The 26,366-nt window shown below is 64.4% G+C and carries 24 protein-coding genes; 10 read left to right on the forward strand and 14 right to left on the reverse strand.

What is annotated here, in order from left to right:
* Positions 1-40: 40 nt before the first annotated feature.
* From BM118_RS23735 to BM118_RS23765, 7 genes are all read right to left on the reverse strand, one after another.
* Entirely contained in the window at positions 41-1,522 is a 1,482-nt protein-coding gene (locus tag BM118_RS23735) for an aldehyde dehydrogenase family protein (RefSeq protein WP_092187891.1), read from the reverse strand.
* A 98-nt stretch (positions 1,523-1,620) separates the two neighbouring features.
* Positions 1,621-2,529: an NAD(P)-dependent oxidoreductase gene (locus BM118_RS23740; RefSeq protein WP_244550212.1), complete on the reverse strand. Its 909-nt coding sequence runs from the start codon at positions 2,527-2,529 to the stop codon at positions 1,621-1,623.
* Positions 2,530-2,591: 62 nt separating this feature from the next.
* The gene (locus tag BM118_RS23745; RefSeq protein ID WP_092187892.1) at positions 2,592-4,085 is read right to left on the reverse strand and encodes a sugar ABC transporter ATP-binding protein; all 1,494 of its coding nucleotides are present in this window, start codon (positions 4,083-4,085) and stop codon (positions 2,592-2,594) included.
* A gap of 4 nt (positions 4,086-4,089) precedes the next feature.
* Complete coding sequence (locus BM118_RS23750) at positions 4,090-5,187, reverse strand: hypothetical protein (RefSeq protein ID WP_092187893.1); 1,098 nt, start codon at positions 5,185-5,187, stop codon at positions 4,090-4,092.
* Complete coding sequence (locus BM118_RS23755; RefSeq protein ID WP_177234621.1) at positions 5,169-7,289, reverse strand: ABC transporter permease; 2,121 nt, start codon at positions 7,287-7,289, stop codon at positions 5,169-5,171. Before BM118_RS23755 ends, BM118_RS23750 begins: the two co-directional genes overlap by 19 nt.
* Before the next feature lie 51 nt (positions 7,290-7,340).
* Positions 7,341-8,354 (reverse strand): sugar ABC transporter substrate-binding protein, encoded by a 1,014-nt coding sequence (locus BM118_RS23760; protein ID WP_092187895.1) that lies wholly within the window; start codon positions 8,352-8,354, stop codon positions 7,341-7,343.
* A 38-nt stretch (positions 8,355-8,392) separates the two neighbouring features.
* Positions 8,393-9,391 carry an ABC transporter permease gene (locus tag BM118_RS23765; protein ID WP_092187896.1) on the reverse strand — a complete coding sequence of 333 codons (999 nt, stop codon included), beginning with the start codon at positions 9,389-9,391 and terminating at the stop codon, positions 8,393-8,395.
* Positions 9,392-9,770: 379 nt separating this feature from the next.
* On the opposite strand from BM118_RS23765, the gene BM118_RS23770 reads away from it, so the two are divergent.
* Positions 9,771-10,280, forward strand: coding sequence for a hypothetical protein (locus BM118_RS23770; RefSeq protein ID WP_092187897.1), 510 nt, complete (start codon positions 9,771-9,773; stop codon positions 10,278-10,280).
* 143 nt (positions 10,281-10,423) lie between these two features.
* Here BM118_RS23770 and BM118_RS23775 read toward each other — a convergent pair whose 3' ends face one another.
* On the reverse strand, positions 10,424-10,924 hold the full coding sequence (locus tag BM118_RS23775; protein WP_011089070.1) for an Lrp/AsnC family transcriptional regulator: 501 nt from the start codon (positions 10,922-10,924) through the stop codon (positions 10,424-10,426).
* A gap of 125 nt (positions 10,925-11,049) precedes the next feature.
* Here BM118_RS23775 and BM118_RS23780 point away from each other — a divergent pair, with 125 nt between their 5' ends.
* The 5 genes from BM118_RS23780 to lpdA are packed head-to-tail and all read left to right on the forward strand — an operon-like array spanning position 11,050 to position 16,313.
* On the forward strand, positions 11,050-11,370 hold the full coding sequence (locus tag BM118_RS23780; RefSeq protein WP_092187898.1) for a hypothetical protein: 321 nt from the start codon (positions 11,050-11,052) through the stop codon (positions 11,368-11,370).
* Positions 11,367-12,599 carry a 3-methyl-2-oxobutanoate dehydrogenase (2-methylpropanoyl-transferring) subunit alpha gene (locus tag BM118_RS23785; RefSeq protein ID WP_092187899.1) on the forward strand — a complete coding sequence of 411 codons (1,233 nt, stop codon included), beginning with the start codon at positions 11,367-11,369 and terminating at the stop codon, positions 12,597-12,599. The genes BM118_RS23780 and BM118_RS23785 overlap by 4 nt, the downstream gene beginning before the upstream one ends.
* Positions 12,600-12,602: 3 nt before the next feature.
* Positions 12,603-13,619: an alpha-ketoacid dehydrogenase subunit beta gene (locus BM118_RS23790; protein ID WP_092187900.1), complete on the forward strand. Its 1,017-nt coding sequence runs from the start codon at positions 12,603-12,605 to the stop codon at positions 13,617-13,619.
* Complete coding sequence (locus tag BM118_RS23795) at positions 13,619-14,902, forward strand: dihydrolipoamide acetyltransferase family protein (protein WP_092187901.1); 1,284 nt, start codon at positions 13,619-13,621, stop codon at positions 14,900-14,902. Before BM118_RS23790 ends, BM118_RS23795 begins: the two co-directional genes overlap by 1 nt.
* A gap of 13 nt (positions 14,903-14,915) precedes the next feature.
* Positions 14,916-16,313 (forward strand): dihydrolipoyl dehydrogenase, encoded by a 1,398-nt coding sequence (gene lpdA, locus BM118_RS23800; protein WP_092187902.1) that lies wholly within the window; start codon positions 14,916-14,918, stop codon positions 16,311-16,313.
* Between the two features lie 268 nt (positions 16,314-16,581).
* Here the strand turns inward: lpdA and BM118_RS23805 are convergent, their stop codons facing one another.
* The 4 genes from BM118_RS23805 to BM118_RS23820 all read right to left on the reverse strand — a co-directional run bounded on the left by BM118_RS23805 (position 16,582) and on the right by BM118_RS23820 (position 19,718).
* Positions 16,582-17,238, reverse strand: coding sequence for a GntR family transcriptional regulator (locus tag BM118_RS23805; protein WP_244550213.1), 657 nt, complete (start codon positions 17,236-17,238; stop codon positions 16,582-16,584).
* Positions 17,239-17,381: 143 nt separating this feature from the next.
* Positions 17,382-18,170: a transporter substrate-binding domain-containing protein gene (locus BM118_RS23810; protein ID WP_092187904.1), complete on the reverse strand. Its 789-nt coding sequence runs from the start codon at positions 18,168-18,170 to the stop codon at positions 17,382-17,384.
* A 50-nt stretch (positions 18,171-18,220) separates the two neighbouring features.
* Positions 18,221-18,892, reverse strand: a complete 672-nt coding sequence (locus tag BM118_RS23815; RefSeq protein WP_092187905.1) for an amino acid ABC transporter permease — start codon at positions 18,890-18,892, stop codon at positions 18,221-18,223.
* 34 nt (positions 18,893-18,926) lie between these two features.
* Positions 18,927-19,718 carry an amino acid ABC transporter ATP-binding protein gene (locus tag BM118_RS23820; RefSeq protein ID WP_092187906.1) on the reverse strand — a complete coding sequence of 264 codons (792 nt, stop codon included), beginning with the start codon at positions 19,716-19,718 and terminating at the stop codon, positions 18,927-18,929.
* A gap of 250 nt (positions 19,719-19,968) precedes the next feature.
* Between BM118_RS23820 and BM118_RS23825 the strand changes: the two genes are divergently transcribed.
* Positions 19,969-20,961 (forward strand): hydroxyacid dehydrogenase, encoded by a 993-nt coding sequence (locus tag BM118_RS23825; protein WP_092187907.1) that lies wholly within the window; start codon positions 19,969-19,971, stop codon positions 20,959-20,961.
* A complete protein-coding gene (locus BM118_RS23830; RefSeq protein WP_244550214.1) occupies positions 20,958-22,220 on the forward strand; it encodes a Zn-dependent hydrolase in 1,263 nt (420 codons plus the stop codon). The genes BM118_RS23825 and BM118_RS23830 overlap by 4 nt, the downstream gene beginning before the upstream one ends.
* Positions 22,221-22,246: 26 nt before the next feature.
* On the opposite strand, the gene BM118_RS23835 is transcribed toward BM118_RS23830, so the two are convergent.
* Positions 22,247-23,023, reverse strand: coding sequence for a LamB/YcsF family protein (locus tag BM118_RS23835; RefSeq protein WP_092187908.1), 777 nt, complete (start codon positions 23,021-23,023; stop codon positions 22,247-22,249).
* A 140-nt stretch (positions 23,024-23,163) separates the two neighbouring features.
* Between BM118_RS23835 and pxpB the strand changes: the two genes are divergently transcribed.
* Both pxpB and BM118_RS23845 read left to right on the forward strand, forming a co-directional pair.
* Positions 23,164-23,919 carry a 5-oxoprolinase subunit PxpB gene (gene pxpB, locus BM118_RS23840; protein WP_092187909.1) on the forward strand — a complete coding sequence of 252 codons (756 nt, stop codon included), beginning with the start codon at positions 23,164-23,166 and terminating at the stop codon, positions 23,917-23,919.
* Positions 23,920-23,927: 8 nt separating this feature from the next.
* Complete coding sequence (locus tag BM118_RS23845) at positions 23,928-24,953, forward strand: 5-oxoprolinase subunit C family protein (RefSeq protein ID WP_092187910.1); 1,026 nt, start codon at positions 23,928-23,930, stop codon at positions 24,951-24,953.
* Positions 24,954-25,286: 333 nt separating this feature from the next.
* Here the strand turns inward: BM118_RS23845 and leuB are convergent, their stop codons facing one another.
* A complete protein-coding gene (leuB, locus tag BM118_RS23850) occupies positions 25,287-26,357 on the reverse strand; it encodes a 3-isopropylmalate dehydrogenase (protein ID WP_092187911.1) in 1,071 nt (356 codons plus the stop codon).
* Positions 26,358-26,366 lie beyond the last annotated feature (9 nt).

Raw genomic sequence — 26,366 nt, forward strand, 5'->3', positions numbered from 1 at the left:
TGCGCACGGCAGGCACGCATCCGATCGCATCGTCTCAAAGTCAGTCCAGCTTGATCCAGACACCCTTCGTGTGCAGATATTCGTCGAGATGCTCGGTGCCGCCCTCGCGGCCATATCCGCTCATCTTGTAGCCGCCGAATGGCATTGCGGGATCCAGCGCATGATAGGTGTTCACCCACACCGACCCTGCGCGGAGGCTGCGGGAGATGACGTGGGCCTTGCTCACGTCGCGCGTGAAGACACCCGCCGCGAGCCCGTACGGCGTCGCGTTGGCTCTTTCCACTGCCTCGTCGAGGGTATCGAACGGCAGCGCGGAAATGACCGGGCCGAAGATTTCGTCACGGGCGATCTGCATGTCATCGGATACGCCGGCGAACACGGTCGGTTCGACGAAGTTACCCTTCGCAAGATTCCCCTCCCTTACGCGCCGGCCGCCGGCCACCACCTTCGCGCCCTCCTCGCGCCCGCTTTGCAGGAAGCCCTCGACCTTGTCGAGCTGTCGCCGGGAAACGAGAGGTCCGATCTCCGTCGTCGGATCCGCGCCATCGCCGATCTTCAGGGCCGAGGCGAACTTCCCGAGCCGCTCGACCAATTCATCGTGGATTTTACGCTCCACGAACAGGCGCGAGCCGGCGATGCAGATCTGACCCGAATTGGCGAATGCGGCCATCGCGGCGATCGGCACGGCCTTGTCGAGATCAGCGTCGGCACAGACGATGACCGGTGACTTTCCGCCCAGCTCGAGAGACACCCGCTTGAGGTTGCCGGCCGAAGCCCGGATGATCGCCTGGCCGGTAGCGGTGGAGCCGGTGAAGACGATCTTGTCGACATCGGGATGCTCGGCCAGCGGTGCGCCGGCCTCCACCCCGGTTCCGGTCACCACGTTGACGACGCCAGGCGGCACGCCGGCCTCGTTCATCAGGTCCGCGATCAGCAGCGGCGTCAGCGGCGCCTCTTCCGACGGCTTCAGCACGATCGTGCAGCCGGTTGCGAGCGCGGGTCCGATCTTCCAAACCGATGCGGCCGTCGGCGCATTCCAGGGGATGATGGCGCCAACCACGCCGACGGGCTCCTTCCGCGTGAACGAGACGATGTCGCCCGGAAGCGAATTGTCCACCGTCTGTCCATGGAGCGCGGTTGCCATGCCGGCGTAGTATCGCAGCATGCCGATCACGCGAAGCTTGTTCGCCCGCGTCCGGGCGATCGGCATTCCCATATCGGCCGTGTCGGACTGGCTGATCTCCTCCCAGTGCTTCTCGAACAGGTCGGCGATACGCAGGAGCAGCGCCTGCCGCTCGAACGGCTTGAAACGGCTCCACGGTCCCACGAAGGCGCGACGGGCCGCAGCGACCGCCTCGTTGATGTCGGTCGCCTCGCCACGCGGGACACGGGCGATGACTTCGCCAGTCGCGGGGTTATGCGTCTCGAAGACCTTGCCCGAGCGGGCTTCCACCCACGCGCCATTGACGAACATCTTTCGGGTTCGGCCGTCGACCGGAAATCGGATCTCAGCTTTCGTCATCGGAGTACTCCTGTCTCAACAGAGGCGATGGCCGGATGCCCCGCCGTTGTTTGATTTCGCGCTTTCATAGCGCTGATTCTTTGCCTCGGGCAGGGCCTCTAGGCGGCCGGCTGCTTCCGCAAAAAGCGCGCCAATTCCGGAATGTAGGCCTGGCCGTGGCCGCTCTCGACCACTGCCGCGATCGCACCGGCAACGCCGTCGGCGATCGTCCTGGATGCGCCGGATGCACTTGCCATGGTCCGGTAGTAATCGATGTCTTTCAACGCATTGCCGATGAAAAACGGGACTGTGCTGACGTCGTCCGTCACGATGGCGGGCGTCATACGCTGTAGCGCAGCGCCGGCCCCGCCTCCTTTGGCGAGGACATCGACGAAAACCGCGGGATCGACGCCCGCATCGGCCGCCTGTGCAGCGGCTTCGCTGAGCAGCGCCATGAACCCGATCGAGACATAGTTGTGGAGCAGCTTGAGCCGATGACCAAAGCTCACCGGCCCAACTCTTTCGACCCGCTCGGTGAAGGATGCGAGGACCGCGCAGGCATTTTGAAAATCTGCTTCGTCGCCGCCAACCAGAAGGTTCAGCGCCCCATCTTCCGCATGCTTTGCCGTGCGGGTCATGGGCGCATCGAGGAAGGCCCCGCCGGCGGCGCGGACGGCCGCGGCCATCCGCAATGTCGATTCCGGCAGTGCGGTCGAGCAATCGACGATGATGGTTCCCTTGTGCAGCCGGGACAAGATGCCCGCGTCACCGGCGAGAACCGCTTCGACCTGGGGCGAACCGGTGACGCAGAGGATGATGATATCCGATGCTTCCGCTACGTCAGCAGGAGTCTTGCAGGCGATGGCACCGAGCCCGACGAGATCGTCGACGGGCTGGTTGCCCGGATGATCGAGAAACGCCAGGGGGAAGCGGCCCCGCGCCATGACGTTCTTCGCGATGCCGTGGCCCATCAGGCCCACGCCGATAATTCCGACCTTCGTCACGGTAACCTCGTTCATCTCTTGCATGTCCGGTCGCCGGTCTCCTGCCCCACATGTCAGGACAACCGGCATATGCTGTAGCAGGCCGTCTAGTGGACGGCGGCGTACATGATCTGCTGCTCGGTTGCCTCGGTGGTCTTGATCTCCTCGACGATCTTGCCCCGCTTGGCGACCAGGATGCGGTCAGAGAGGGCCATGACCTCGGGCAGGTAGGAGGAGATCACGACCACGGCCAAGCCCTCGTCGGCCAGGCTGTTGATGAACTGGTGGATCTCGACGATGGCCCCGACGTCGACGCCGCGGGTCGGCTCGTCGAAGATGATGAGCTTCGGCTTCTGGATGAGTGACCGCGCGATGACGACCTTCTGCTGGTTGCCGCCGGAGAGTTCGATCACCCTGGCCTTTTCGTTGATGGAGCGAAGCTGAAGCCGCCCGGCCCATTGTCGCGCCAGCTCCTTCGCCCGTGTCATCGAGATCACGGACAGCGGGTTCGAGAAGCGCGAGAGCTCGCCCAGGTGCAGGTTCTCGGCCACCGTCATTGTCTCGAAGAAGCCGTCGAACTTGCGGTCTTCCGTGACATAGACGATGCCTTCCCGGACCGCCATCCTCGGAACCCGGTAGCGGACCGACTTGCCGCAATACTTGATCTCGCCACCATGGAAGGCGTCCCGCTTCAGCACGCCCGCGACCACCTTCATCATTTCGGTACGACCGGCGCCGACCAGCCCGAAGACACCGGTCACCTGTCCGGCGAAGATCGAGAACGACGTATTGCGGACCATGGTGCCCGAAGACAAGTTCTCGACGCTGAGCACCCGTTCGCCATACGGCCTGGGCGGGCGGCCGCGATCGCCATGCAACGTCTCGGTGAGGTTGCGTCCGACCATCGCCTGGATGACCGTGTCACGCGTGAACGCCGCCTTGACATCCGATGCGACGAGCCGCCCGTCCCGGAGAATTGTAATGCGGTCGGCGAGCTGCAGCGCCTCCTCGAGCGCATGCGAAATGAAGATGATCGCGACCTTGTCGGCGACCAGACGCCGGATCAGGTTGAAGAAGTGCCGCTTCTCCTCCGGCGTGAGTGTCGCCGTCGGCTCATCGAAGATGATCACCTTTGCCTTGTGATGAACGGCGCGCGCGATCTCCACCATCTGCTTTTGCGCGGCCCCGAGCTGTGAGACCTGTGCCGTCGGATCGACCTGGAAGCCCATGCTGGCCAGGAACTGCCGGGCCTGGATGTAGAGTCCCCGCAACCGGTTGAACGCCTTCTCCTCGCCCAGGTAGATATTCTGCGCCACCGTCATCGACGGCACGAGATTGGTCTCCTGGTAGACCATGACCACGCCCTGCTTCAGGCCTTCCGCGGGCGTCGACAATCGCACCGGCGTCCCGTTCAAAAGCATCTCGCCGGAAGTGAGCTTGTAGACGCCCGCAAGAACCTTCGTCAGCGTCGACTTGCCGGCACCGTTCTCGCCGAGAATGGCGTGAACCTCTCCCGGCGAAACGGCGAAATCGACGTCCTGGAAGGCCGGGATCCTTCCAAACAATTTCGTCCCGTTGCGGATCTCCAGAATGGGCTGCATGCGATTACTCCGAGAGGGCCGCCGCCGGATCGCGGATTTCCAGGACCGCGTTCGAACCGCGACTGGCGAGGTAGAGCGCGCCTGCGCATTCGGCAGCCGCCACGACACCATGCCGCGTGCCGTCCGCGCGGGAGTGGAAGGATCCGATGGGCGTCATGTTCGCGTCGCAATACGCTATCAGCCCATAAGACCGCGTGACCGAATAGGGCTTCAGGATGCCCATCTGCTTCAGCTGGCTTCCCTGCATCGGCTCCTTGAAGCTGCGTCCTGAATAGAGTGACGGGGCCACCCAGTGCTCCTCCGGCAGCTCGTTGACCATACGGGTCCTGTATTCATCCTCGCGCAGGATGAACTCCACGAGCTGGTTGCGCACGGAATAGAAGGAAAGCCAAATGCCACCGGCAGCCGCACGCGTCAGGCGTGCGGGATAGCCAGGCAGGCCGGTGACAAGCTCAACGGGCTTTCCAGCCGGAAGCGCCAGCGCAAGGATGCGGTGACTCAGACACTCGGAGACGAACACCTGTCCGTCTGATGCCACCAATCCGGATGGCCACCCCAACCCGCTCGCTGCGATCGTGACCTGGTCCTTGACGAGATCGACGACGACGATCGAGCCCGAACTATCCTTCGTCATCAGCGCACGCCGCCAGTCGAGTGCACCGACATGTTTCGACCCGTTGCACACGGCGAGCGTCGACTCGTCCAGCCACGCGATTGCGGTCGGGCAATGCAGGACGTCACCACAAGGCTGAACCACCTTGCCGTCGAAGCGACCGCCCCGTACGACGAGTCCCTTGCGGTCGAGCCCTATCGCCAGTGCGTCACCCAGTCCAGCCATCGCCGAGATGGGGGCATCGAACCTTGCCACCGTCTCCGGACCCGAGGAGGAGATCGGCCGCAGGCGGAGCAGCTCGGACCCGCTCGAGGCAAAGAGGTTCGCACCGAGAGCCACGAGGTTGTCGACCTGATCGACCTGGCAGAGGACCGGGGCTGCCTCGAGCTTCTGGTTTGGCAGGAACGGGCCGTCGAGCACGGGCACCGTGACCGCGCCTTCGCGGCGCCCCAGCACTTTGTCGATCCATTTCACGAGCGGCGGCCCCAATAACTGTCTACACCGCAGAACGCGGGATCGGCTCCCTCCAGCCGGTATGTCCCCATCCGGTTGTTGAAGATTCCGCAGAGATAAAGCACGCCCTTGTGCTCGCGCATCGAGGTGATCATGGGATGCTTCTGACCGCCCTGATCCCAATAGCTTTCGAGGATCTCGCCGCGCTCGTTGAACTTGAGAACACATCCGGTGTTCAAATTCGGCATCAGCCAGGCGTCTTCGGAGCACCGCCGCGACATCCTCTTGCGGAAGCCCGGCATCTCGAGCGACAGGTCGAGCGCCGGTGTACGCATCCCCATCAAGGCCAGCCAGTAGCACCCGTCGGACGCACGATTGATGTTGTCGGGGTAACCGGGAAGGTTCGGAATGACGACCTCCACCTCGCCCTTCTTCGGTCCATCGAAATAGTACCGACTGATCCGGCAAGCCCAGCTTTCCGCGAAGAGCAGGGATTCGTTGTCGTAGGATATGCAGATGCCGTTCGGGAACACCAGGTTCTTCAGAACGGTCCGGGTCCTTCGGGTCTTCGGGTCGTAGCGGATGATGCGGCCGTTGCCGCGGCTCTCGAGCGCGTCCGAGTACCAGTCGTGCATCTCGAACCGCGTCGTCGCCTCGCTGAAATAGATCATGCCATCCAGGGCGATATCGAGATCGTCCGCGAGCTTCATGTTGGAATCGTCGATGATCGACAGCGGGCTCCGGTTTGTCTCCGCAGTCAGCCGGCGCACGGTGCCGTTCATCTCGACCTGATAGAGGCCCATTCCCGCGACGCAGATGTTGAGATGTCCCTGGCGATCGAACGCCATTCCCAGTGGCGAGCCGCCGATGTGTGCCAGCACCTCCCATCGCCGATAATCGGGTGCAAACCAGCGCACGATGTCGCCGTGACGGTTGCCTGTGTAGAGGTTGTCGTCGCGATCGAAGATGACGTCCTCGGCTCCCTCCAGAATGCCAAGGCCAATAACGCCGACGTCGCGCAGCCTGTCGTTCGGTGCCATGGCGCCGGCGCCCGGGTCCGTCGGGATGGGGTCGGGCATGCGGGCATAGGCCGGGGAAATGTAGACGCTCCGCAGCAGCTTGTGGCGGTTCTTGACCCAGCGCACGTCAAGGAAGACGGCGGCGACAAGGATCAGACCCAGCACGAGGTCGGCCCCGGGGCCGGAGATCGCGAGCGCGAGGAAGCTGTTCGACAGGAGCAGCACGAAGACGGCCCCCATGATCGCCTTGGAGACAGTGCCCCGCCCGCCACCAAGCGAGATGCCACCCAGCACCGTGGCCGTGAGCGCCTGCAGCTCGAGTCCCGCCCCGACGTCCGACGCCGCGCTTCCGATCCGGCTCGCGAACATGAATCCGGACAGGGCGACGAGGGTGCTGCAGCAAACATAGGCGCTGAAGATCGTCCAGCGGACATTGATGCCGGCATTGTACGCCGACCGGCGCGCCCCGCCGACAGCGAGGAGATGCCAGCCATACCGAGTACGCGAGAGCACCACGTGAATCCCGATCGCGATGGCGGCCGTGATCAGGAAGGAGACCGGGACCAGCCCGATATTCGCGGTGCCGAGATATTCAAACGCGGCGGAGTCGGACACGTTGGTCACAATCGCCGTCGAGAACTCCGGAAAGACGATCTCGAACAACGATCGGAAGATGATGAGAGTGACGAGGGTCGTCAGGAACGCCCGCATCCTGACGTAGCCGACAAGCAGCCCGTTCAGGGCACCGCATGAGCCTCCGACCGCTAGTGTGGCAATGAGGCCGGTAGCGGCGCTCCATCCCTCGACATTCATGCCGATCAGGGACATCAGCACAGACAGTGCGAAAACCGAGCCGACGGACAGATCGATTCCGCCCGACATCATCACGATCGTGAGGCCGAGAACGATCAGCCCGAACTCCGCAAACTGGCGCGCGAGGTTTCCGAGCGTGGTCCATTCGAAGAAGTGCGGAACGAACGGCCCCAGACCGAACACGAGCAGCGCCAGCGCCAGGAACGGGATGGCGCTGTCGACCCACTTCTTGGTGAGGACCTCCCCGATCACGTGATCGGGGAGGAGCTTGTACCGCCAGCGAACGATATCGGTCGAAAAACTCATCTCGTCCATTCCCTGCGCGCGCCGACGTGGGGTCGACGCGCGACATGCCCCTCACTTGAGTTCGTCGAGCGTCCAGCAGTTGCGGCCCGCCGCGTTGTTCTTGTCGACCCGCGTCACCGGGCCAAAGAATACGTCCTTGACGGCCGCCGCCTTGCGGTTGCCTTGCAGCAGCTCGGATATCTGGCCTGCCGCGATCTCACCCTGGATGTCGGCGTGGAAGTTGTACACGACGGTCAGGAGCCCCTTCTTGATGCTGTCGCAACCGGTCTGGCTTCCCGCGCCGTTCGTGACGATCGTGACCTGCCCGGTCCTGCCCGCGGCTGCCACGGCAGCTCCGGCTCCCACCTCGGCATTGTCCCAGATGCCCATGACGCCGCAGAGATCGGGATGCTGCTGGAGAACCGTCGCAGTGATCTGGCGCGCCTTGTCGGAGTCGTAGTTGGCGGCCTGGTCAGAGACGAGCTGAAGGTCGGGATTGGCGGCCAGCACCTCGTTGATGCCCTGGCGCATGTAGATGTTAGCCGCGCCGGTCTCCACGCCGGCGAGCCAGACAACCTTGGTGGATGGGCCCTTGCCCTTGGCGCACGCCTTGGCGAGTTCGCCCATCTCGAGCCGGCCCATCTCGATCCAGTCGTTGCCGACATAGGAATCCGTCTGGGTCGCCGACTGCATGTTGACCTGAAGCACCGGAATTCCGGCCTCCTGAGCCTGCTTCAACTGGCGCGCATAGGTCTGCACGTCCGGATTCTGCACGATCAGCAGATCGGGTTTCTCGGCGATCGCGCCGGTCAGCGCGCGAATGCCCGCCTCCGTGTTCATGTTGGGATCGCGCACTTCGAGCGTGAAGCCGTAACGTTGGGCATGCCGCTGCCAAACCGTCACCCAGGCCTGGTTGAGGTCGAAGCCCTGGGAGATCGGAACGAAGATCACCTTCTTGCCCTTGAGGGCCTTCAGATATGCCTCTCTGCCGACCTGCTGCACCTCGGCGGCGATGCCCGGCGTTGCCGCTGCAAGGCCCCCGAGCACGAGGCCCGTCAACAGCAATTTTCGCAGAACTGAAACCATGATGTCCTCCCGGATTGTAGTTGCTTGAGGCGTTCGCCCTAGATGTCGCCACTCTGCGAGGTCTGTTCGTCGCGCGGATTGAGCAGCGCATCGATCGCCAGAGCGCCAAGCAGGATCACGCCCTTGATGAGATTCTGGGCCGTGAAGCTGATGTTGAGGATCGTCATGCCGTTGGTGAGAACGCCGACGAGGATCGTTCCCACGATCACGTTGCGGACACCGCCCTGTCCGCCGCTGAGACCGATGCCGCCGAGCACGACGACGAGCAGCACGTCGTAGATCAGCGTCGAGTTGTACAGACGCGTATTGATGCCGGAGACCACCGCGCACATCAGGATGCCGGACAGAAATGCGATCAGGGCGCTGGCGGCATATTGCGAGACGATGACCGGCCGGGCCGGCAATCCCATCGTGCGCGCGGCGAAAGGATTGTCGCCGGTCGCGTAGATGAACCGCCCGAAACGGGTCTTCCGCAGGAACAGGGCGACAAGTCCAGCCAGCACCGCCGCCACGCAGACCGAGACGGGAACACCTACGATCGTCCCTGTTCCGAGGAACGTGAACCAGCCGTGCCCCGTCGGGGCATAGACCACGTCCGACTTGAAGACGATTCGCCCTGCGCCATAGACCACCGATGCGAGGCCGAGGGTCGCAAAGATCGGAGGCACGTCCGCCACCGCGACGAGCGTTCCGGTGCCGACGCCGACGAGGATGACGAGCAGCCCGCCGACCACCAATGCCCAGCCAAACGGCAGGCCGGCTGTCGACAGCCAGATGCTGAACGCAACGCCGATCACCATCACCGCGATCATGGTCAGGTCGATGCCGCGCCCCACGACGACCAGCGCCATGCCGACCGCAAGGATACCGAGCGTCGCGACGTTGTTCAGGAGCGTGAGGATGTTCCCAGCGGTGAGAAACCTGGGCAGGAAGATCGAGAAAGCCGCGATCAGGACGAGCGTGATGCAGAAGATGACCTCCTCCTGCGTCAGCCTGAACGATGGAATTCCACGCACCAGATGCTCCGAGCGGCTCATGTTCCGGTCAACCGTTTCCGGCTTCGGAGGCGCGACCGGGCCGAGCCCTCGCGCAGGATTGACTGCTCGCGATCATCGTTGTTTCCCCGCCCGCAACAGGCTCTTCTTGGCGGGCAAGATGAGCGAGGTCGCCCCGCTTCATGCAAGGCGCTTTTTCTGACCCCCTGTTTCGTTTTTCTGATCCTCCGGCATTTTGACGCTCACACCGGGCAGTGTCGCCGAGATCTCGGCCGTTGAGAAAAACTGACACCCCCGTCAGAAATACTGCGCTTCGCCGGCATTGCCTCGGCGGTTCGTCTACTTGAAGATCGAAACGCGATCGGCGCCTCGACCAATCACAACGAAACAGAGTCGATTTCACCTGACAGGGAGGTAAAGTATGAAATTTCGCAGACTGCTCGCGCTCGCGGGTGTGTTTTTTGGCATGAGCACCGTTGCGCTCGCTCAAACTCAGGCCGACGATGAGTGCCTGAATTCCGGAAACGACGAGCTCTTGAAGCAGGGATGCTCCTATCTCGACGAGTTCATGAAGGCGTTCAACTCGCGAGATGCGGAAGCTTGGGCCAAGACGGTCCATTATCCGCACATCCGGATCGCCGCCGGCCAGGTGCAGATCTGGAACACGCCGGAAGAGTATGCGCAATCGAGCGACGCGAAGCAGTTGGCGCAGGCCTCGACCTGGGCGCGTTCGGCATGGACCTATCGCAAGCTCGTGCAAAAATCCGACGACAAGCTGCACTTCGTCACGCGGTTCACGCGCTATGACGCCAACGACAAGCCGATATTGTCGGCCGATTCCTTCTATGTGATCGTCAAGAAGGATGGGCGATGGGGCGCCCTGGTGCGATCGAGCTATGTCGGCATCATCGGCAAAAAGACCGCATTCTGATGCTCCGCTGGCTTCCGCGCGAACGCGGGAGCTGGCGTCAAACCGAATGTTCCTGGCTTAGGCGCGCGGCGCCACGAGCATCTTTCGTCGGGCTCCCGATCGCGGGAGCTCGGCCCTCGAGGGCCCGTTCGAAACGGCCGCGCTTACGGCGGACCGGCCTTGGAGGGATCGATCGAAATCTGGCGTTTCAGGGTACGCAGGCCGAATGTCGTTCGCGACTGGCGGATGCCCGGTATCCTGTACAACGACTGTCGCAAGAAGCGCTCGTAGTGATCGGTGTCTCGCACGACGACCTTGATGAGATAGTCGTAATCGCCGGTCACCAGGTAGGCCTCCATCACCTCCGGAATCCGCGACAGGGCAGTGCCGAAGCGATCGAGCACCTTGTCGTCATGCTTGTCCAGCGTGATCTCGACGAAGGCGATGTTGTTGTATCCAAGATTGGCGTGATTGAGCACCGCGACATATTTCTCGATCGCGCCGTTTTCCTCCAGGCGCTTCACTCTGGTCCAGCATGGAGAACTCGAGAGCCCGACCTGCTCCGCCAGCGCACTCGTCGTCAAGCGGCCGTTCTCGCAAAGCGCCGAGAGAATCCGGCGATCCAGATGATCGAGATCCTCGACGGGGCTGCGCTTGGAGGGCATGGGTCAATCCTTCTGTCTTTTTGCATTTCGGCGGGAGACTTTTCCGAGATTCCGGCCAACACATCGGAATTTTGGGAAATTTTCTTGAGCCAGGAGATTATCATTGTGCGGCGGGAGAACGTGACATGCAACCTCAACAGCGCCGATCCGTCAGCGTGATCGCCACCACGTCCGACCCCTTTGACGGGATCGTTCGGCTCGTCCTCGACGCGGCGCGGTTCGGCTTCGGCCTCGACCAGGTCGCGATGACGACCTGCCCCGGTGGCGGCCGGACGATACGGATGGTCCTTGAAGTCCAGCCGTCGGCCGATTGTGCTGACATCGCGGAACGGCTGTCGCGCCATCCGGCGATCACGGACCTTCGCGTCGTGGGGCTCGCGCGCGAGGAATCCGGTCGGCCAGGCGTTGTCTCTCCAGAACCGGCAAACGAGCGGATGCTCCCATGAACAGCCCCACGCCACTTCACTTTCACGTTCCGGAGCCTGCCAGCCGGCCGGGGGGAAAGCCAGATTTCTCCGGCGTCTCAATTCCAAAGGCGGGCTCAGTCCGGCGCCCGCCGGTCGACGTGCCGCCCGAGGAGATTCGCGATCTCGCCTACTCGATCATCCGCGTGCTCAATCACGAGGGCCGGGCAATCGGGCCATGGGTGCCGGACCTCTCCCTGGACGAGCTGGTCGCCGGCCTGCGCCACATGATGACCCTGCGCACGTTCGACGCGCGCATGCAGATGGCGCAACGTCAGGGCAAGACGTCTTTCTACATGCAGCACACCGGCGAGGAAGCGGTGAGCTGCGCGTTCCGCATCGCGCTCGGCCCCGACGACATGAACTTCCCGACCTACCGTCAGGCCGGCCTGCTGATCGCGCACGACTATCCGCTCGTCGACATGATGTGTCAGATCTATTCCAACGAGCATGATCCGCTAAAGGGCCGGCAATTGCCCGTGATGTACTCTTCGAAAAAACACGGCTTCTTTTCGATTTCGGGCAACCTCGCCACGCAGTTCGTCCAGGCGGTCGGCTGGGCCATGGCGTCGGCGATCAAGCGCGACAACCGCATTGCCGCCGCCTGGATCGGCGACGGCTCGACGGCGGAATCGGATTTCCATGCGGCGCTTGTCTTCGCCTCGACCTACAAGGCGCCGGTCGTCCTCAACGTGGTCAACAACCAGTGGGCCATCTCGACCTTCCAGGGCATCGCGCGTGGCGGCTCGGGCACCTTCGCGGCGCGCGGCCTCGGCTTCGGCATCCCCGCGCTCAGGGTCGACGGCAACGACTATCTCGCGACCTATGCCGTCGCAAAATGGGCGATCGAGCGGGCGCGGCTCAACCTCGGGCCAACACTGATCGAATACGTCACTTACCGCGCCGGCGCGCATTCGACGTCGGATGATCCTTCCGCCTACCGGCCGAAGCACGAATCCGAGGAGTGGCCGCTGGGCGATCCCGTGATCCGGCTCAAGCAGCATCTCATCGCAGCCGGCGCCTGGTCGGAAGAGCGCCACAAGCAGACCGAGGCCGAGATTCTTGCCACCGTCATCGCCGCGCAGAAGGAAGCCGAGGCCTTCGGTACCCTGCATTCCGGCGGTAAGCCCTCGGCGCGCGATATCTTCGAGGACGTCTATTCCGAGCTGCCGCCGCATCTGCGGCGCCAGCGCCAACAGATCGGAGTATGAGCCGTGCCGCGCATGACGATGATCGAGGCAATCCGCTCGGCGCTCGACGTTTCGATGCATCGCAACGACGACGTCGTAGTCTATGGCGAGGACGTCGGCTTCTTCGGCGGCGTGTTCCGTTGCACGCAGGGCCTGCAGCAGAAATACGGCGTCTCGCGCTGTTTCGACGCGCCGATCAGCGAGTGCGGCATCGTCGGTACCGCGATCGGCATGGCCGCTTATGGACTGCGCCCCTGCGTCGAGCTTCAGTTCGCCGATTACATGTATCCGGCCTACGACCAGATCGTCTCGGAGGCAGCTCGCCTGCGTTATCGTTCGGCTGGCGACTTCACCTGCCCCCTCGTCATCCGCATGCCGACCGGGGGAGGCATCTTCGGTGGACAGACCCACAGCCAGAGCCCCGAGGCACTCTTCACCCATGTCGCAGGACTGAAGACCGTAGTGCCGTCCAATCCCCATGATGCGAAGGGCCTCCTGATCGCGGCCATCGAGGATCCGGACCCCGTCATCTTTCTGGAGCCAAAGCGGCTCTATAACGGCCCGTTCGACGGTCATCACGATCGCCCGGTCACCGCATGGGCCAAACATGAGCTCTCCGAAGTGCCGGAGGGACACTACACCACGCCGCTCGGCAAGGCGGTGACGCGGCGCGCCGGAGAGGCCGTCACCGTCCTTGCCTACGGCACCATGGTTCACGTCGCCCTGGCGGCGGTCGAGGAGACGGGCGTCGATGCCGAGGTGATCGACCTGCGCACCCTGCTTCCGCTCGATCTCGAGACGATCATCGCTTCCGTCGCCAGGACCGGCCGCTGCATCGTGCTGCACGAAGCAACCCTGACCTCCGGCTTCGGCGCGGAGCTCACGGCGCTGGTGCAGGAGCATTGCTTCTATCATCTCGAAGCGCCGGTGATGCGCGTCACCGGCTGGGACACGCCCTACCCGCATGCCCAGGAATGGGACTATTTCCCTGGTCCCGTCCGGCTCGGGCAGGCGCTGCGCGACATCATGGAGACACGCTGATGGGTGAGCGCAGCGTCAAGCTTCCGGACATCGGGGAAGGCATCGCCGAAGCAGAGCTCGTCGAGTGGCACGTCAAGGAGGGCGATCTTGTTCGCGAGGACGACCTGCTTGCCACCGTGATGACCGACAAGGCTTCGGTCGAGATTCCCTCGCCGCTCGCGGGCGAGGTCAGCTGGATCGGCGCCCGGATTGGCGATGCGGTGGCGATCGGCTCGACGCTCGTGAAGCTCAAGGTCGCGGGCGATGATGCCTCGGAGCCGGCAGACGAGGCACCGACGGAAGACGTCGCCGCACCATCGGCCGTGACGAACGCCGAAACCCCGGATGCTGTGCCAACGCCCCCTGCCCGCGTCCACCCCGCGGCCATCGAGGCCCGGCCGGCGACCACATCTGCGGTCCGCCGCGCGCCGGGCGAGAAGCCGCTGGCCTCGCCCGCCATACGCCTCAAGGCGCGGGAAGCCGGCATCGACCTGCGCCAGGTCCACGGTACAGGCCCCGCCGGACGCATCACCCACGAGGACATCGACGCCTTCCTGTCGCGCGGGCCGGCGCCGGCCCATGGTCGCGGCATGAGTCCGAAGACCGCCGTCACCGACGTCAAGGTGGTGGGCTTGCGCCGCCGCATTGCCGAGAAGATGGCGCTGTCGAAGTCTCGCATCCCGCACATCACCATCATCGAGGAGGTCAACGTCTCGCCGCTGGAGGATCTGCGCGCGACGCTGAACAGGAAACCTGCGCCGGAGCACCCGAAGCTCACGCTGCTGCCGTTCCTGATGCGCGCCATGGTCAAGGCGCTTACCGAGCAGCCCGCGCTCAACGCGCTCTATGACGACGAGGCCGGCATCGTCCACGAGCATGCCGGCATCCATATCGGCATCGCAACCCAGACCCCGTCAGGCCTCGTCGTGCCCGTAGTGAAGCATGCGGAGGCGCGCGACCTCCGGGACTGCAGCATCGAGCTGAACCGTCTCGCGCGGCGCGCCCGCGAGGGCACCGCGACACGCGAGGAACTGACCGGCTCGACAATCACCATCACCTCGCTCGGGGCGCTCGGCGGCCTTGCGACCACGCCGGTGATCAACCATCCCGAGGTCGCCATTGTCGGCGTCAACAAGATGGCCGTGCGTCCGGTCTGGGACGGCGCGCGGTTCGTGCCATGCAAGATGATGAACCTCTCCTCCAGCTTCGATCACCGCGTCATCGACGGATGGGTTGCCGCCGTCTTCGTGCAAAGGCTCAAGGAGCTCCTGGAAAACCCTGCGACGATCTTCATCGACCCCTAAGGCAGAAGAAGCAATGACCGAGATCACTTGTCAGCTTGTCGTCATCGGTGCCGGACCCGGCGGCTATGTGTGCGCGATCCGCGCCGGCCAGCTCGGCCTCGACACCGTTCTCGTCGAACGCGGCAAGCTCGGTGGAAGCTGCCTGAACGTCGGCTGCATTCCTTCGAAGGCTATGATTCATGTTGCCGAGGAATTCGAGAAGCTGGCGGAGGCGGCTGATGGCAAGACCCCCTTTGGCCTGACGGCGGCGCAACCTGCGCTGGACTTCAAGCAGGCGATCGCCTGGAAGGACGGTATCGTCCATCGGCTGAACAACGGCGTCGCTGCGCTGCTCCGCAAGGCCAAGGTCAAGATCGTCCAGGGCCATGGGCGCTTCCGCGACGGCAAGACGATCGTCGTCGAGACCGAGACCGGCCCGAAGACGATCAAGGCCGAGACGGTGGTGATCGCGACCGGCTCGGCTCCTGTCGAGCTGCCGTCCCTGCCGTTCGGCGGCAGGGTCATCTCCTCGACCGGTGCACTCTCGCTCGCAGGGGTGCCAAAATCCCTCGTTGTCGTCGGCGGCGGCTATATCGGGCTCGAGCTCGGGACCGCCTTCGCCAAGCTGGGGAGCAAGGTTTCCGTGGTGGAAGCGCAGGACAACATCCTGCCGCTCTATGACGTCGAGTTGACGACTCCGATCGCCAAACGCTTGACCGCGCTCGGCGTCGAGGTGCTGACCGGTGCCCGGGCGCTCGGCCTGACCGCTCAGGGCGACGGACTGCGCGTCGAGACGGCCGATGGCCGGGAGCGCAGCCTCTCGACCGACAAGATTCTCGTCACGGTCGGGCGCGCACCTGTCACCGCCGCATTGGGACTGGAACAACTCGTGCTCGACATGGACGGCCGCTTCATCCGGATCGGCCAGCATTGCGAGACCTCGATGCGCGGCATCTATGCGATCGGCGACGTCACGGGAGAGCCGATGCTGGCCCATCGCGCCATGGCGCAGGGTGAGATGGTGGCAGAAATCGCCGCCGGCATGCCGCGCGCGTGGGACAAGCATTGCATCCCGGCGATCTGCTTCACGGATCCTGAGATCGTCTCAGCGGGCCTCTCACCGGAACAGGCTCGCCAGGCCGGCATCAACATCAAGGTTGGCCAATTTCCCTTTGCAGCCAATGGCCGCGCGATGACGCGCCATGGCGAGCCCGGCTTTGTGCGCGTCGTCGCCAGGGCCGACAATCAACGTGTTCTCGGTATCCAGGCGGTTGGACAGGGCGTCTCGGAGCTTTCTGCCGCATTTGGCCTCGCGATCGAGATGGGCGCGGTCCTGCAGGACATCGCCGGCACGATCCACGCGCATCCCACGCTGGGCGAAGCAATTCAGGAAGCGACCTTCAAGGCACTCGGCCACGCGATCCACGTCTAGACCCATCACGAACGTCGAGCGAGACCGACGACCTTTCGGCAATTCGTTGAAGAAGAACATGTATTGTGGGCGCACCAGGGCTAGAACCTGGGACCCGCTGATTAAGAGCCGAATGATTTCTCTGTAAGATCAAGGTCCATTCCGACAAACGCCTCGTTGAACGTGCATTGAGCCCACAATTGGATTTCCATTTGCGGCGGCATTGGCCCCGGCGGTGCAGGAAACATCGGGGGCCGCGAGGCGGATGCCGTTCCGCGGCGACGAGCGATCAGCCAATCGCACCGAGCTTGCGCATGATGCTCAGCTTGATGTTCTCGATGTGCGCGCCGACGCCGGCGCGCACCGCATTTGGATCCTTGGCCCGCAGCGCGGCGATGATGGCCAGATGTTCGTTGTGGACCGGCGCGAAGCGCTCCGGCAATCGACTAAGATTGAACATCTGCGTCTTGAGGCGCAGATCGCGGATCAGGCCTGCGAGAACAGCATTGCCGCTGGCCTCGGCCAGCAGCTCATGGAAGCGCTTGTCGACCTCGCGGTTCTCGGCCGCCTGGGGATCGCCGTGCTCGCGCAAGCGCAGGATATGCGCCTCCAGATCGTCGAGGTCCTTCCCTGAGATGCGATCGATCGACAGGATTGCTGCCTCGGCTTCGAGCATCTGACGAACCTGAAGGATCTGAATGAGCTCACCAAGTGAGAATTCCTTGACGATCAGGCTGTTGCCGGGGGCGCGCGTGACGAGCCCCTCGGTTTCCAGACGATAGAGCGCCTCGCGGATCGGCGTTCGCGAGATGTCGAGAAACTCGGCGAGCCGCCGCTCCTGCATCACCGTGCCGGCCGGCAGCTCGCGCTTCACGAGCAGGTCCAGAATGCGCTCATAGGCGAGCTGGCTCAGGCTCTTCTCGGTCGGCGCAAGCAGAACGGACAAATCCGACGCAGGCTGCTGACGGCTCGACGCTTTTCTCGCGCTACTGGGCCTACGCGGCATGTCCTCACTTCCTTCCCTGCTCCGCCCGGCGTGTCCGGACAACCGGAACAGCCGGGCGAATTGATTTCTCGACCGCGCGTTGCTCAGAGCTCGCTGCGGATCGGCTCCTTCGGGTGCGGATCGAAACCGATCAGATCGCTCGTCAACTTCGCATAGGTACCGTCGGCGATCATGTCCGCCAAGGCACCGTTAATCGCGCGGGTCAGGTTGGGCTTGCCCTTCTGAATGGCGAATCCCTTCTGAACCTGGCTCAGTGTGCCCTCGCCGGTGACAAGCGGCAACTTCCTGGCCTTGATCGCGTAGTTGGCGGCGACCGCATCGGTAATCACGGCATCGAGGTTGTCGTTGACGAGATCCTGGACGGCGTCGACCTCGGCCTTGTAGCTCTTCAGCGTGGCGCCGTTCTGTTCGGCGATCTTGCCAAAGGTCGAGGCCGCCACCGCGCCCACGTTCTTGCCCTTCAGATCGTCGCCGGTGCGGATGCCGGTACCCTTGCGGGTGAGAATCATCGCGCCCGAGGCGAGCCAGCCGTCGGCGAAGGTCACCTGCTTCTGGCGCGCCGCGGTGATGTCCATTGAGATGCTGGTCATGTCGTACTGGCCGGCGAGGAGCCCGACGAGCGCGGCATCGAACTGGGTGATGACGGGCGTGTATTCGAGCTTGAGGCGGCGGGCGATCTCCTTGACGACGCGGATCTCGAGCCCATCGAGCGCGCCGTCCGGACCGCGCATGGAGAAGGGTGCGAACGTCCCCTGCGTCGCGACCTGGAGCTTGCCGGGCTGAAGCAGCTCGAGATCGGCGGCATTGGCAGGAACCGAGAGGGTCAGGCCGATACCGACCGCCAGGAGAGCGAAATTCCGTCGCGAGATCATCGATGAAGTCCTTTCGTGGTTGATATGTTCGGTTCCGGAATCTCGCCCCGTCAGTAGCGCAGCGCGTAGCTACGCTCGAGCCAGTGCGCGAGCCTGGAGAGCAGCGAGGTCATGACGAGGTAGATCAAGGCGCTTGCGATGTAGAAGTCGAACGGCCGGAAGGTGCTGGCGATCAGGAGCTGCGAATAAAGCGTCAGCTCGACCACCGTGATGGTGGACAATAGCGAGGTGTTCTTCAGCGCGGCGATCGCCTCGTTGGTGAGGGACGGAAGGATGATGCGGAACACCTGCGGCAGGATGATGCGCTGCATCGCGCCGGCGCGGCTCATACCCAGTGCCAGGGCCGATTCCGTCTGTCCCTTGGGGATCGCGGTGAGGCCGGCGCGGATCGTCTCGGCGACATAGGCGCCGCTGGATATGCCGAGCGCAAGAGTGCCGGCGACGAACGGCGACAGCTTCAGGCCGAGCTGCGGAAAGCCGAAATAGACGATGAACACCTGGACCAGCGTCGGCGTGCCGCGGATGAACCAGACGTAGAAGGACGCGGCCGAACGCACGAACTTCAGCCGCGACTGCTTGCCGAGCGCCGCGATGAGGCCGCAGATCCAGCTCACGACGATGATGAGGAGCGTCAGGACGAGAACGATCCCCGCGGCCTTCGCGAAGCCAGGCACATAGGCCGCGAAGTCGATCAGCCACTCTTCGATCTTCGACAGATTCATCGTTGCGATATCCGCTGGAGCAAGCGAGCGAAGTTCATCCGGCCACTCCCTGATGCAGGACGCGCTTGAGGAACTGGCGCAGACGGTCGCTCCTGGGATCGGCGAGGATGTCACGTGGCGAGCCGGACTCCGCGATGACGCCCTGGTCGAAGAAGACCACGCGGGACGATACATCGCGCGCGAACGCGATCTCGTGGGTGACGAGCAGCATGGTCATGCCCTCGGCGGCGAGCGATCCCATCAGCTCCAGCACTTCGCCGACGAGCTCGGGATCGAGCGCCGAGGTCACCTCGTCGAACAGCATGACCTCGGGCTTCATCGCCAGCGCCCGCACGATGGCGACGCGTTGCTGCTGGCCGCCGGACAGTTTTGACGGATAGGCGCCGCGCTTCTCGTACAGGCCGATGCGCCGCAGCAGCGCTTCGGCCTGCTCGACCGCCTCCTTGCGCGGGACCTTCTTGACCCGCACCGGCGCCTCGATGACGTTCTCGAGCACGGTCATGTGCGGCCACAGATTGTAGCTCTGGAACACCATGCCGATCTGCGCACGCAATTCGCGCAACTGCTGCGGCGTCGGCTGCCGGCGCGCGCCCTCGATGTAGTCGAAGGAAAAGCGGTCGAAGTCCATGAAGCCTTCGTCCGGGATTTCCATGAGATTGACGCAGCGCAAGAAGGTGCTCTTGCCTGAGCCGCTGGCGCCGATGATCGAGATCACTTCGCCGGCGCGCACGTCCAGCGACACGCCCTTGAGCACTTCGTTGGCGTCGAAGCGCTTGCGGATGTCCTTCAGCTTCAGAACCGGCGTATCGGCTGACGTTGCGGTCACGAGAGTCTCCCGGCGATTGCCACTTCCGTCTCCATCTCGCCGGCCGCCGCTTCACGGAGCGCCGACCGATGCCTGAACAAGCTCGCCCGCATTCCGCAAGCGCCGATGCCTCGGGCATCTCCGCTTGCCAATCACACGTTTTCGTACCGCCCGTATTTGAAGTCTTGTAAGGAACAACGCTGGAATGTTAATGGTATACCAACGGAATCCAAATGGCATTTTATAGGCGCAGGCTGCACAGGAAATGAGCATGACCGAAGCTTCGCAAACCTGCCTGATCGTTCAGCCGATCCATCGGGCCGGACTAGACATTCTCGCGCGAGGCGGGCTTGCGCTGCGCCATATCGAGCACGTTGATGCGCAGGCGCTTGCCCGCGCGGCGAGCGACTGCGTCGCCGTGGTGACGCGCAGCGCCGGCTTTCCCGCGCGCGCGATCGAGGCCGCTCCCGCGCTGCGGGTGATCGGCTCCCACGGCGTCGGCGTCGACGCGATCGATGTTGCGCTGGCAACCGAGCGCGGCATTGCGGTTGTCAACGCGCCACACGCCAATGTGCGCTCGGTCGCCGAGCACGCGATCGCGCTGATGTTCGCCCTGACCAAGTCGCTCGTAGCAGCCGATCGCGCAACGCGTGCCGGCGATTTCCGCTTCAAATACTCGGCGCGCCTGCTCGAGCTCCAGGGATTGACGCTCGGGATCGTCGGTTTCGGCGGCATCGGCCGGCAGACCGCGATCCTCGCCAAGGCGCTCGGGCTCAGGGTGATCGCCCATTCGCTGGAGACTGCCCCGGAGCTCTATGCCGAGACCGGCGTTGAGCCTATCTCGGAGCTTCGTGATCTGTTGTCCCAATCCGACATCGTCTCGCTGCATCTGCCGCTCACGCCATCGACCGGCGGCCTGATCGGCGCGGCGGAGCTCGCGGCGATGCGGCCGGGCTCATTCCTGGTGAACACCGGTCGCGGGGGCGTCGTGAACGAGAGGGCGCTGCTCGATGCGCTCGACAAGGGCCATCTCGCCGGCGCCGGTCTCGACGTCTTCGCCAGCGAGGACATGCCGCCCGACCACCCGCTCCTGCTCCATCCCAGGATCGTGCTCACGCCGCATATCGCCGGCTCGACCGAGGCGAGCCTCGCCCGCACCGCCGAGGACGTCGCGCATGGCATCCTTGCCGTGCTCGCTGGCGAGCGGCCGCGTTTCCTGGTCAACTCCTCGGTCTGGCCGCACCGCCGTGGAGCGAGCGCGTGACTGTTCACCCTCCGCTCAGCGCCGACCGCGCGCTTGCCGTTCGCCTGTTCGACCAGTTGGCCGAGATGAGCCGCGACGATCCCGGTGTGACCCGCGATGCCTATGGCGCCGGCGAGCAGCGCGCGCATGATCTGATGAGCAAGGTGGCCGCCGAGCTCGGCCTCAGCTGCGATGTCGACGCTGCCGGCAATCTCTTGCTGACGCTGCGCGGGACTGAGCCGAACCTCCCGGCATGGGTGGTCGGCTCGCATCTCGATTCCGTGCCGCATGGCGGCAATTTCGACGGCGCGGCCGGCGTCGTCGCCGGGCTTGCGGCGATTTCCGGGCTCGCGCGCGCGGGCCGGCGGCCGCGACGCTCCGTGATCGTCGTCGTCACGCGCGCCGAGGAGAGCAACTGGTTTCCCGCCTCCTATATCGGCGGCCGCACCCTCCTCGGCCTGCTGCCCGCCGAATTGCTCGACCTGCCTCGCTCCGATACCGGACGCCCGCTGCGCGACCACATGCGCGACCTCGGCCTCGCACCGGAGCGAGTGGCAAGGGGCGAGCGACTGCTGACGCCCGACCGCGTCCATGGTTTCGTCGAAACCCATATCGAACAGGGACCGGCGCTTGAAGCCGAGCGGATTCCGCTTGGCCTCGTCACAGGCATCAGCGGCAGCTTCCGTTATCGCAAGGCGCGCTGCATCGGCGCGTACGGTCATTCCGGCGCGGTGCCGCGCCGGTACCGCCACGATGCCATGTTCGCCGTCTCCGATCTGATCCAGTCGCTCGACTCTCTCTGGAGCGATCTCGATTCCACCGGCCGGACCGCGACCATCACCTTCGGCGAAGTCTTTACCGATGCGACCCAACACGGCTTCAGCAAGATCCCGGGCGAGCTCAATTTCTGCCTCGACGTGCGTAGCGCCGATGTCGCGCTGCTGGACGAGATCCATGCCCGGATGATGACATTCATCACCGCGATCGAGAAAACGCGCGGCGTCCGGTTCGCGCTGGGAGAGAAGACCGGAAGCCAGCCCGCCACGATGGACGTGGAGCTGTTGCGGCGGCTTGGCACGATCGCCGACCGGCTCGGCATCGCGTACCTGTCATTGCCGAGCGGCGCGGGGCATGACGCTGCGGTGTTCGCCAATGCCGGCATTCCCACCGCCATGCTGTTCGTGCGCAACCAGAACGGCAGCCACAATCCGCATGAGGCGATGCGGATCGAGGACTTTCACGCGGCGGCCACCGTCCTCACCCATCTCGTGCTGGAATGAGGAGCGATGACCGCCTGTGCAAGGGATCAGGCACCGATGACTTTGGCCATCGGCGCCAGCGTGACGCCCGCCGCAGCAAGGCGCGCCTTCAGACGCTGCGCCATCGCAACCGCGCCCGGCGTATCGCCGTGAACGCAGACGCTGTCGATGCGGGTCGACAGCCGCGCTCCCGACAGGCAGGTGATCGCGCCGTCCGCGATCATGCGAATGATCCGCTCCGCTGCGACCTCCGCGTCATGAATGACGGCACCGGCAAGACGACGGGAGACCAGATTGCCGTTGTCGGCATAAGCGCGGTCGGCATAGATCTCGCGCACCAGCGGCAGGCCGAATTTCTCGCCGGCCCGCTCCGTCTCCTGGCCGGGCATCACCACGAAGATCAGGTTGCGGTCGATGGTGCGGATCGCGCGTGCCACGGCTTCGGCGAGGTCACGATCCTCCGCGGCGATGTTGCCGAGCGCACCGTGGGTCTTGACGTGCCGGACGGAATGCCCGGCGTCGGATGCCAGCGCCAACAGCGCGCCCACCTGATAGAGCACCATCTTCTCGATGTCGGCGGGGCGCTCCCCCTGAATGGGCCTGCGGCCAAAACCCCAGAGATCGAGGAAACCGGGGTGCGCACCGGCCTGCACGCCGTTTGCCTTCGCCTCCGTCAAGGTGCGATGCATGACGAGCGGGTCGCCGGCATGGAAGCCGCAGGCGATGTTGGCGGAGGTGACGGTCCGCAGCATCTCGGCGTCATCGCCGAGCGTATAGACGCCGAAACCTTCGCCCATGTCGCAGTTCATATCGATCAGAGTCATCGTCGTCCTCGTTTTTCGCCTAGGTTCGATATACCCATTATGCGTGGTGCGCGTCACGAACAATTCGGCGCGCCGCTTGCATGGGACGGTGGTACTTTTCGAAGAGCACGCACACGTCCAACACTTTCACGACGACATCGATGAGCATGGCAAACGATGCACTCTACACGGTGCCGCGCTTCCGCCGATCCGGCGACGCTGCGCTGACGATCGAAGTCGGAGACGGCATCGACGCCGATGTCAACGCGCGCGTCGTCGACCTCGACCGCGCGCTGAGCGAGCGCGCGCTGCCCGGAATCGTGGAGATCGTGCCGACCTATCGCACGCTGCTGGTTTGCTTCGATCCGACCATGCTGTCACGGCGCGACATCGAAGCCGAGATCATCGCGCTGTGGCCGCCGGTGGCTCCGGAAGGACAGCTCCGCCGCCGCTGGACCGTGCCGGTCGCCTATGGGGGCGACAACGGGATGGACCTCGACTGGCTCGCGCAACGCCTCGACATGACGACGGACGAGATCGTGGCGCGGCACAGCGCAGCCGAGTACCGTGTCTACATGATCGGCTTCATGCCGGGATTTGCCTATCTCGGCGGACTCGATCCCGCACTTCATGTCGATCGGCGCCCGGAGCCGAGGCTCGTGACGCCGCCATGCAGCGTCTCGGTCGGAGGCCAGCAGGCGGCGGTTGCGCCGCCGCTCGCCGCACCCAGCGGCTGGCACATGCTGGGCCGTACGCCGGTGCGCTCTTACGACCCGCGTCGCAAGCAAGAGCCCTTCCTGTTTCGCGCCGGCGATCTCCTGCGGTTTCATCCCATCGGCGTTGCCGAATTTGCCGCGCTCGAGCGCGCGGCGGAGACAGGCGCGATCATCGCCGAGAGAGAAGAGTTGAAGGTCTGAGCGGCGCGATGTCTTTCTATCTCGAAATCGTCGAGCCTGGTCTTGCCACGACCCTTCAGGATCTCGGCCGCCGCGGCTTTCAACGCTACGGCATCTCGGCCTCGGGCGCGATGGATTCGATTGCACTCGCAACCGCCAATGCACTGGTCGGCAACAAGGCCGAGATGGCGGCGGTCGAAATCACCCTCGCGGGGCCTACGCTCACCTGCGCCGGCGCCGATGTCCGCTTCGCGCTGGCGGGTGCGGACTTCGCGATCGGTATCGACGGCCGGCCGGTTTCGTCCTACGAAACGCACGACCTGAAAGCAGGCCAGCGCCTCTCGATCGGGACCGCGCGGGATGGCGCGCGCGCCATCCTCGCCGTCTCCGGCGGCTTTCAGGTCACGCCCATGCTCGGCAGCGTCTCCACGCATTCGCGCAGCCAGCTCGGCGGGCTCGACGGTGGTCCGCTGCGCGCGGGCGATCGATTGCCGCTGGCAGCTCCCGGACTGCCGGCACGGCCACATCTGATGGTGCCCCCGACGCATCGCCGCCGTGCGCAAGGACCTGTTCGCGTCCTCCTCGGCCCACAGGACGATGCCTTCAGCCCCGAGGGAATCGCAACCTTCTTCGCCTCCGACTACACCGTCACCGCCCTATCCGATCGCATGGGATGCCGGCTCGAAGGGCCCCGCGTTCAACATGCGGGCGCGGTGGGCATCGTCTCTGACGGCACGGTGTTCGGCAGCATCCAGATTCCCGGCAACGGCCAGCCGATCATCCTGCTCGCCGATCGCCAAACGACGGGCGGCTATCCGAAGATCGCTACCGTCATCTCGGCCGACCTTCCGCGGCTCGCCCAGCTCCGGCCCGGCGAACGCGTGCGCTTTGAGGCGATCGAGGAAGACGTGGCCGTGAAGCTCGCGCGCGAGATGCACGAGCGGATCAAGCGTATCGACGTGTCCGTGATCGAGATCCAGCGCGCCGCCACGCCCACGAGCGACCACTTGCTGGCGTGCAATCTGATCGACGGCGTGGTTTCCGCATTCGATTGAACCCCAGTTTGCCTCTGGCATATCGGAGCCAAAGCGCCAACAGCGCACATGAGCCGAAACCCCGTCACGATCAAAACGAGGCGATAGACGGGGAGTAGGACGGGTTTGGGACGGTGATCGGGCCGGACAGGATCGCGGTGCATCCACGGTACACGCGTCGTCGTAGGCGTGGATGATCATCTGCCCGAGGATGATGCCCAAGCCCAGCGTGACCAACGCAACCTCTATGTGCGATCGTTGCAGCAGTGGTCTTAACGCCAGATACTCGAATGCAATCCCCGGAAGCGCGAGCAGGATCGGAGCGAGGAGCAACGCCAGGGGGAATTGCGCTGCTCAGGCCAGAGCCCGCGTCACCCTATCGCCCATCTCTTCCGTACCGATGACGACCTCGTCGGATGCCGCGATGTCCTGGGTCCGGTGGCCTTCGGCCAGGATCTTGCGGACGGCAGCCTCCACTGCGGAGGCGGCATCCTCCCGGCCGAAACTCAGCCGCAGCATCATCGCGACCGAGAGGATCGCGGCCAGCGGGTTGGCGATGTCTCTGCCGGCGATGTCTGGAGCGCAGCCATGCACCGGCTCGAAGAGACCTTTGCTGTCGGCATTCAGAGAGGCGGACGGCAGCATCCCGATGGAGCCAACCAGCATAGAGGCTTCGTCTGACAGGATGTCACCGAAGAGATTGGCGGTGACGATGACGTCGAAGGCCTTGGGCGTGCGCACCAGCGCCATCGCCGCCGCGTCGATGTAGAGATGGCTGAGCTTGACATCCGGATATTCAGTGCCGACCTCGGTCACGACCTCGCGCCACAACTCCATCGTCTCGAGCACGTTAGCCTTGTCGACCGAGCAGAGCTTACCGCGCCGCGACCGCGCAGCGCGGAAACCGGCATGGGCGATTCGGCGGATCTCGGCCTCGGTGTAGCTCATCGTGTTGATGCCGCGGCGCGAACCGTCGCGCAGGGTCTCGATCCCGCGGGGCTCACCGAAATAGAGATCGCTCGTCAGTTCGCGCAGGATCGTGAGATCGACCCCCTCGATGACCTCCGGCTTCAAGGTTGAAGCGTCCGCGAGCTCTGGCCAGGCGACGATCGGGCGGAAATTGGCGAAGAGATCGAGTTCGCGACGCAGCGTCAGCAGTGCGTCGCCGGGACGCAAGCCGCGCGGCAGCGTCTCGTATTGGAAGCCGCCTTCCGCACCGAAGAGGATGGCGTTGGCCTCGCGCGCCAGGGCCAGGGTCCCAGGAGGCAGCGGATGGCCGTGCGCTTCGTAGGCGCAGCCACCGATCAGGGCTTCGCTCAGCTCAAGGGCAAGACCGAAGCGGCTGGCGACGGCGCGCAGCACCTTGACGGCCTGACGTGTCACCTCCGGCCCGATGCCGTCGCCCGGCAGGATTGCGATTTTCATGGATGTCTC

Origin of the sequence: Bradyrhizobium sp. cf659, from assembly GCF_900113725.1 — a bacterium.
Classification (GTDB): domain Bacteria; phylum Pseudomonadota; class Alphaproteobacteria; order Rhizobiales; family Xanthobacteraceae; genus Bradyrhizobium.

Coding starts and splice junctions, on each gene's coding strand:
- BM118_RS23735 (WP_092187891.1), bottom strand. CDS start 1,522: ATGACGAAAGCTGAGATCCGATTTCCGGTCGACGGCCGAACCCGAAAG.
- BM118_RS23740 (WP_244550212.1), bottom strand. CDS start 2,529: ATGCAAGAGATGAACGAGGTTACCGTGACGAAGGTCGGAATTATCGGC.
- BM118_RS23745 (WP_092187892.1), bottom strand. CDS start 4,085: ATGCAGCCCATTCTGGAGATCCGCAACGGGACGAAATTGTTTGGAAGG.
- BM118_RS23755 (WP_177234621.1), bottom strand. CDS start 7,289: ATGAGTTTTTCGACCGATATCGTTCGCTGGCGGTACAAGCTCCTCCCC.
- BM118_RS23760 (WP_092187895.1), bottom strand. CDS start 8,354: ATGGTTTCAGTTCTGCGAAAATTGCTGTTGACGGGCCTCGTGCTCGGG.
- BM118_RS23765 (WP_092187896.1), bottom strand. CDS start 9,391: ATGAGCCGCTCGGAGCATCTGGTGCGTGGAATTCCATCGTTCAGGCTG.
- BM118_RS23770 (WP_092187897.1), top strand. CDS start 9,771: ATGAAATTTCGCAGACTGCTCGCGCTCGCGGGTGTGTTTTTTGGCATG.
- BM118_RS23775 (WP_011089070.1), bottom strand. CDS start 10,924: ATGCCCTCCAAGCGCAGCCCCGTCGAGGATCTCGATCATCTGGATCGC.
- BM118_RS23780 (WP_092187898.1), top strand. CDS start 11,050: ATGCAACCTCAACAGCGCCGATCCGTCAGCGTGATCGCCACCACGTCC.
- BM118_RS23785 (WP_092187899.1), top strand. CDS start 11,367: ATGAACAGCCCCACGCCACTTCACTTTCACGTTCCGGAGCCTGCCAGC.
- BM118_RS23795 (WP_092187901.1), top strand. CDS start 13,619: ATGGGTGAGCGCAGCGTCAAGCTTCCGGACATCGGGGAAGGCATCGCC.
- lpdA (WP_092187902.1), top strand. CDS start 14,916: ATGACCGAGATCACTTGTCAGCTTGTCGTCATCGGTGCCGGACCCGGC.
- BM118_RS23810 (WP_092187904.1), bottom strand. CDS start 18,170: ATGATCTCGCGACGGAATTTCGCTCTCCTGGCGGTCGGTATCGGCCTG.
- BM118_RS23815 (WP_092187905.1), bottom strand. CDS start 18,892: ATGAATCTGTCGAAGATCGAAGAGTGGCTGATCGACTTCGCGGCCTAT.
- BM118_RS23825 (WP_092187907.1), top strand. CDS start 19,969: ATGACCGAAGCTTCGCAAACCTGCCTGATCGTTCAGCCGATCCATCGG.
- BM118_RS23835 (WP_092187908.1), bottom strand. CDS start 23,023: ATGACTCTGATCGATATGAACTGCGACATGGGCGAAGGTTTCGGCGTC.
- pxpB (WP_092187909.1), top strand. CDS start 23,164: ATGAGCATGGCAAACGATGCACTCTACACGGTGCCGCGCTTCCGCCGA.
- BM118_RS23845 (WP_092187910.1), top strand. CDS start 23,928: ATGTCTTTCTATCTCGAAATCGTCGAGCCTGGTCTTGCCACGACCCTT.
- leuB (WP_092187911.1), bottom strand. CDS start 26,357: ATGAAAATCGCAATCCTGCCGGGCGACGGCATCGGGCCGGAGGTGACA.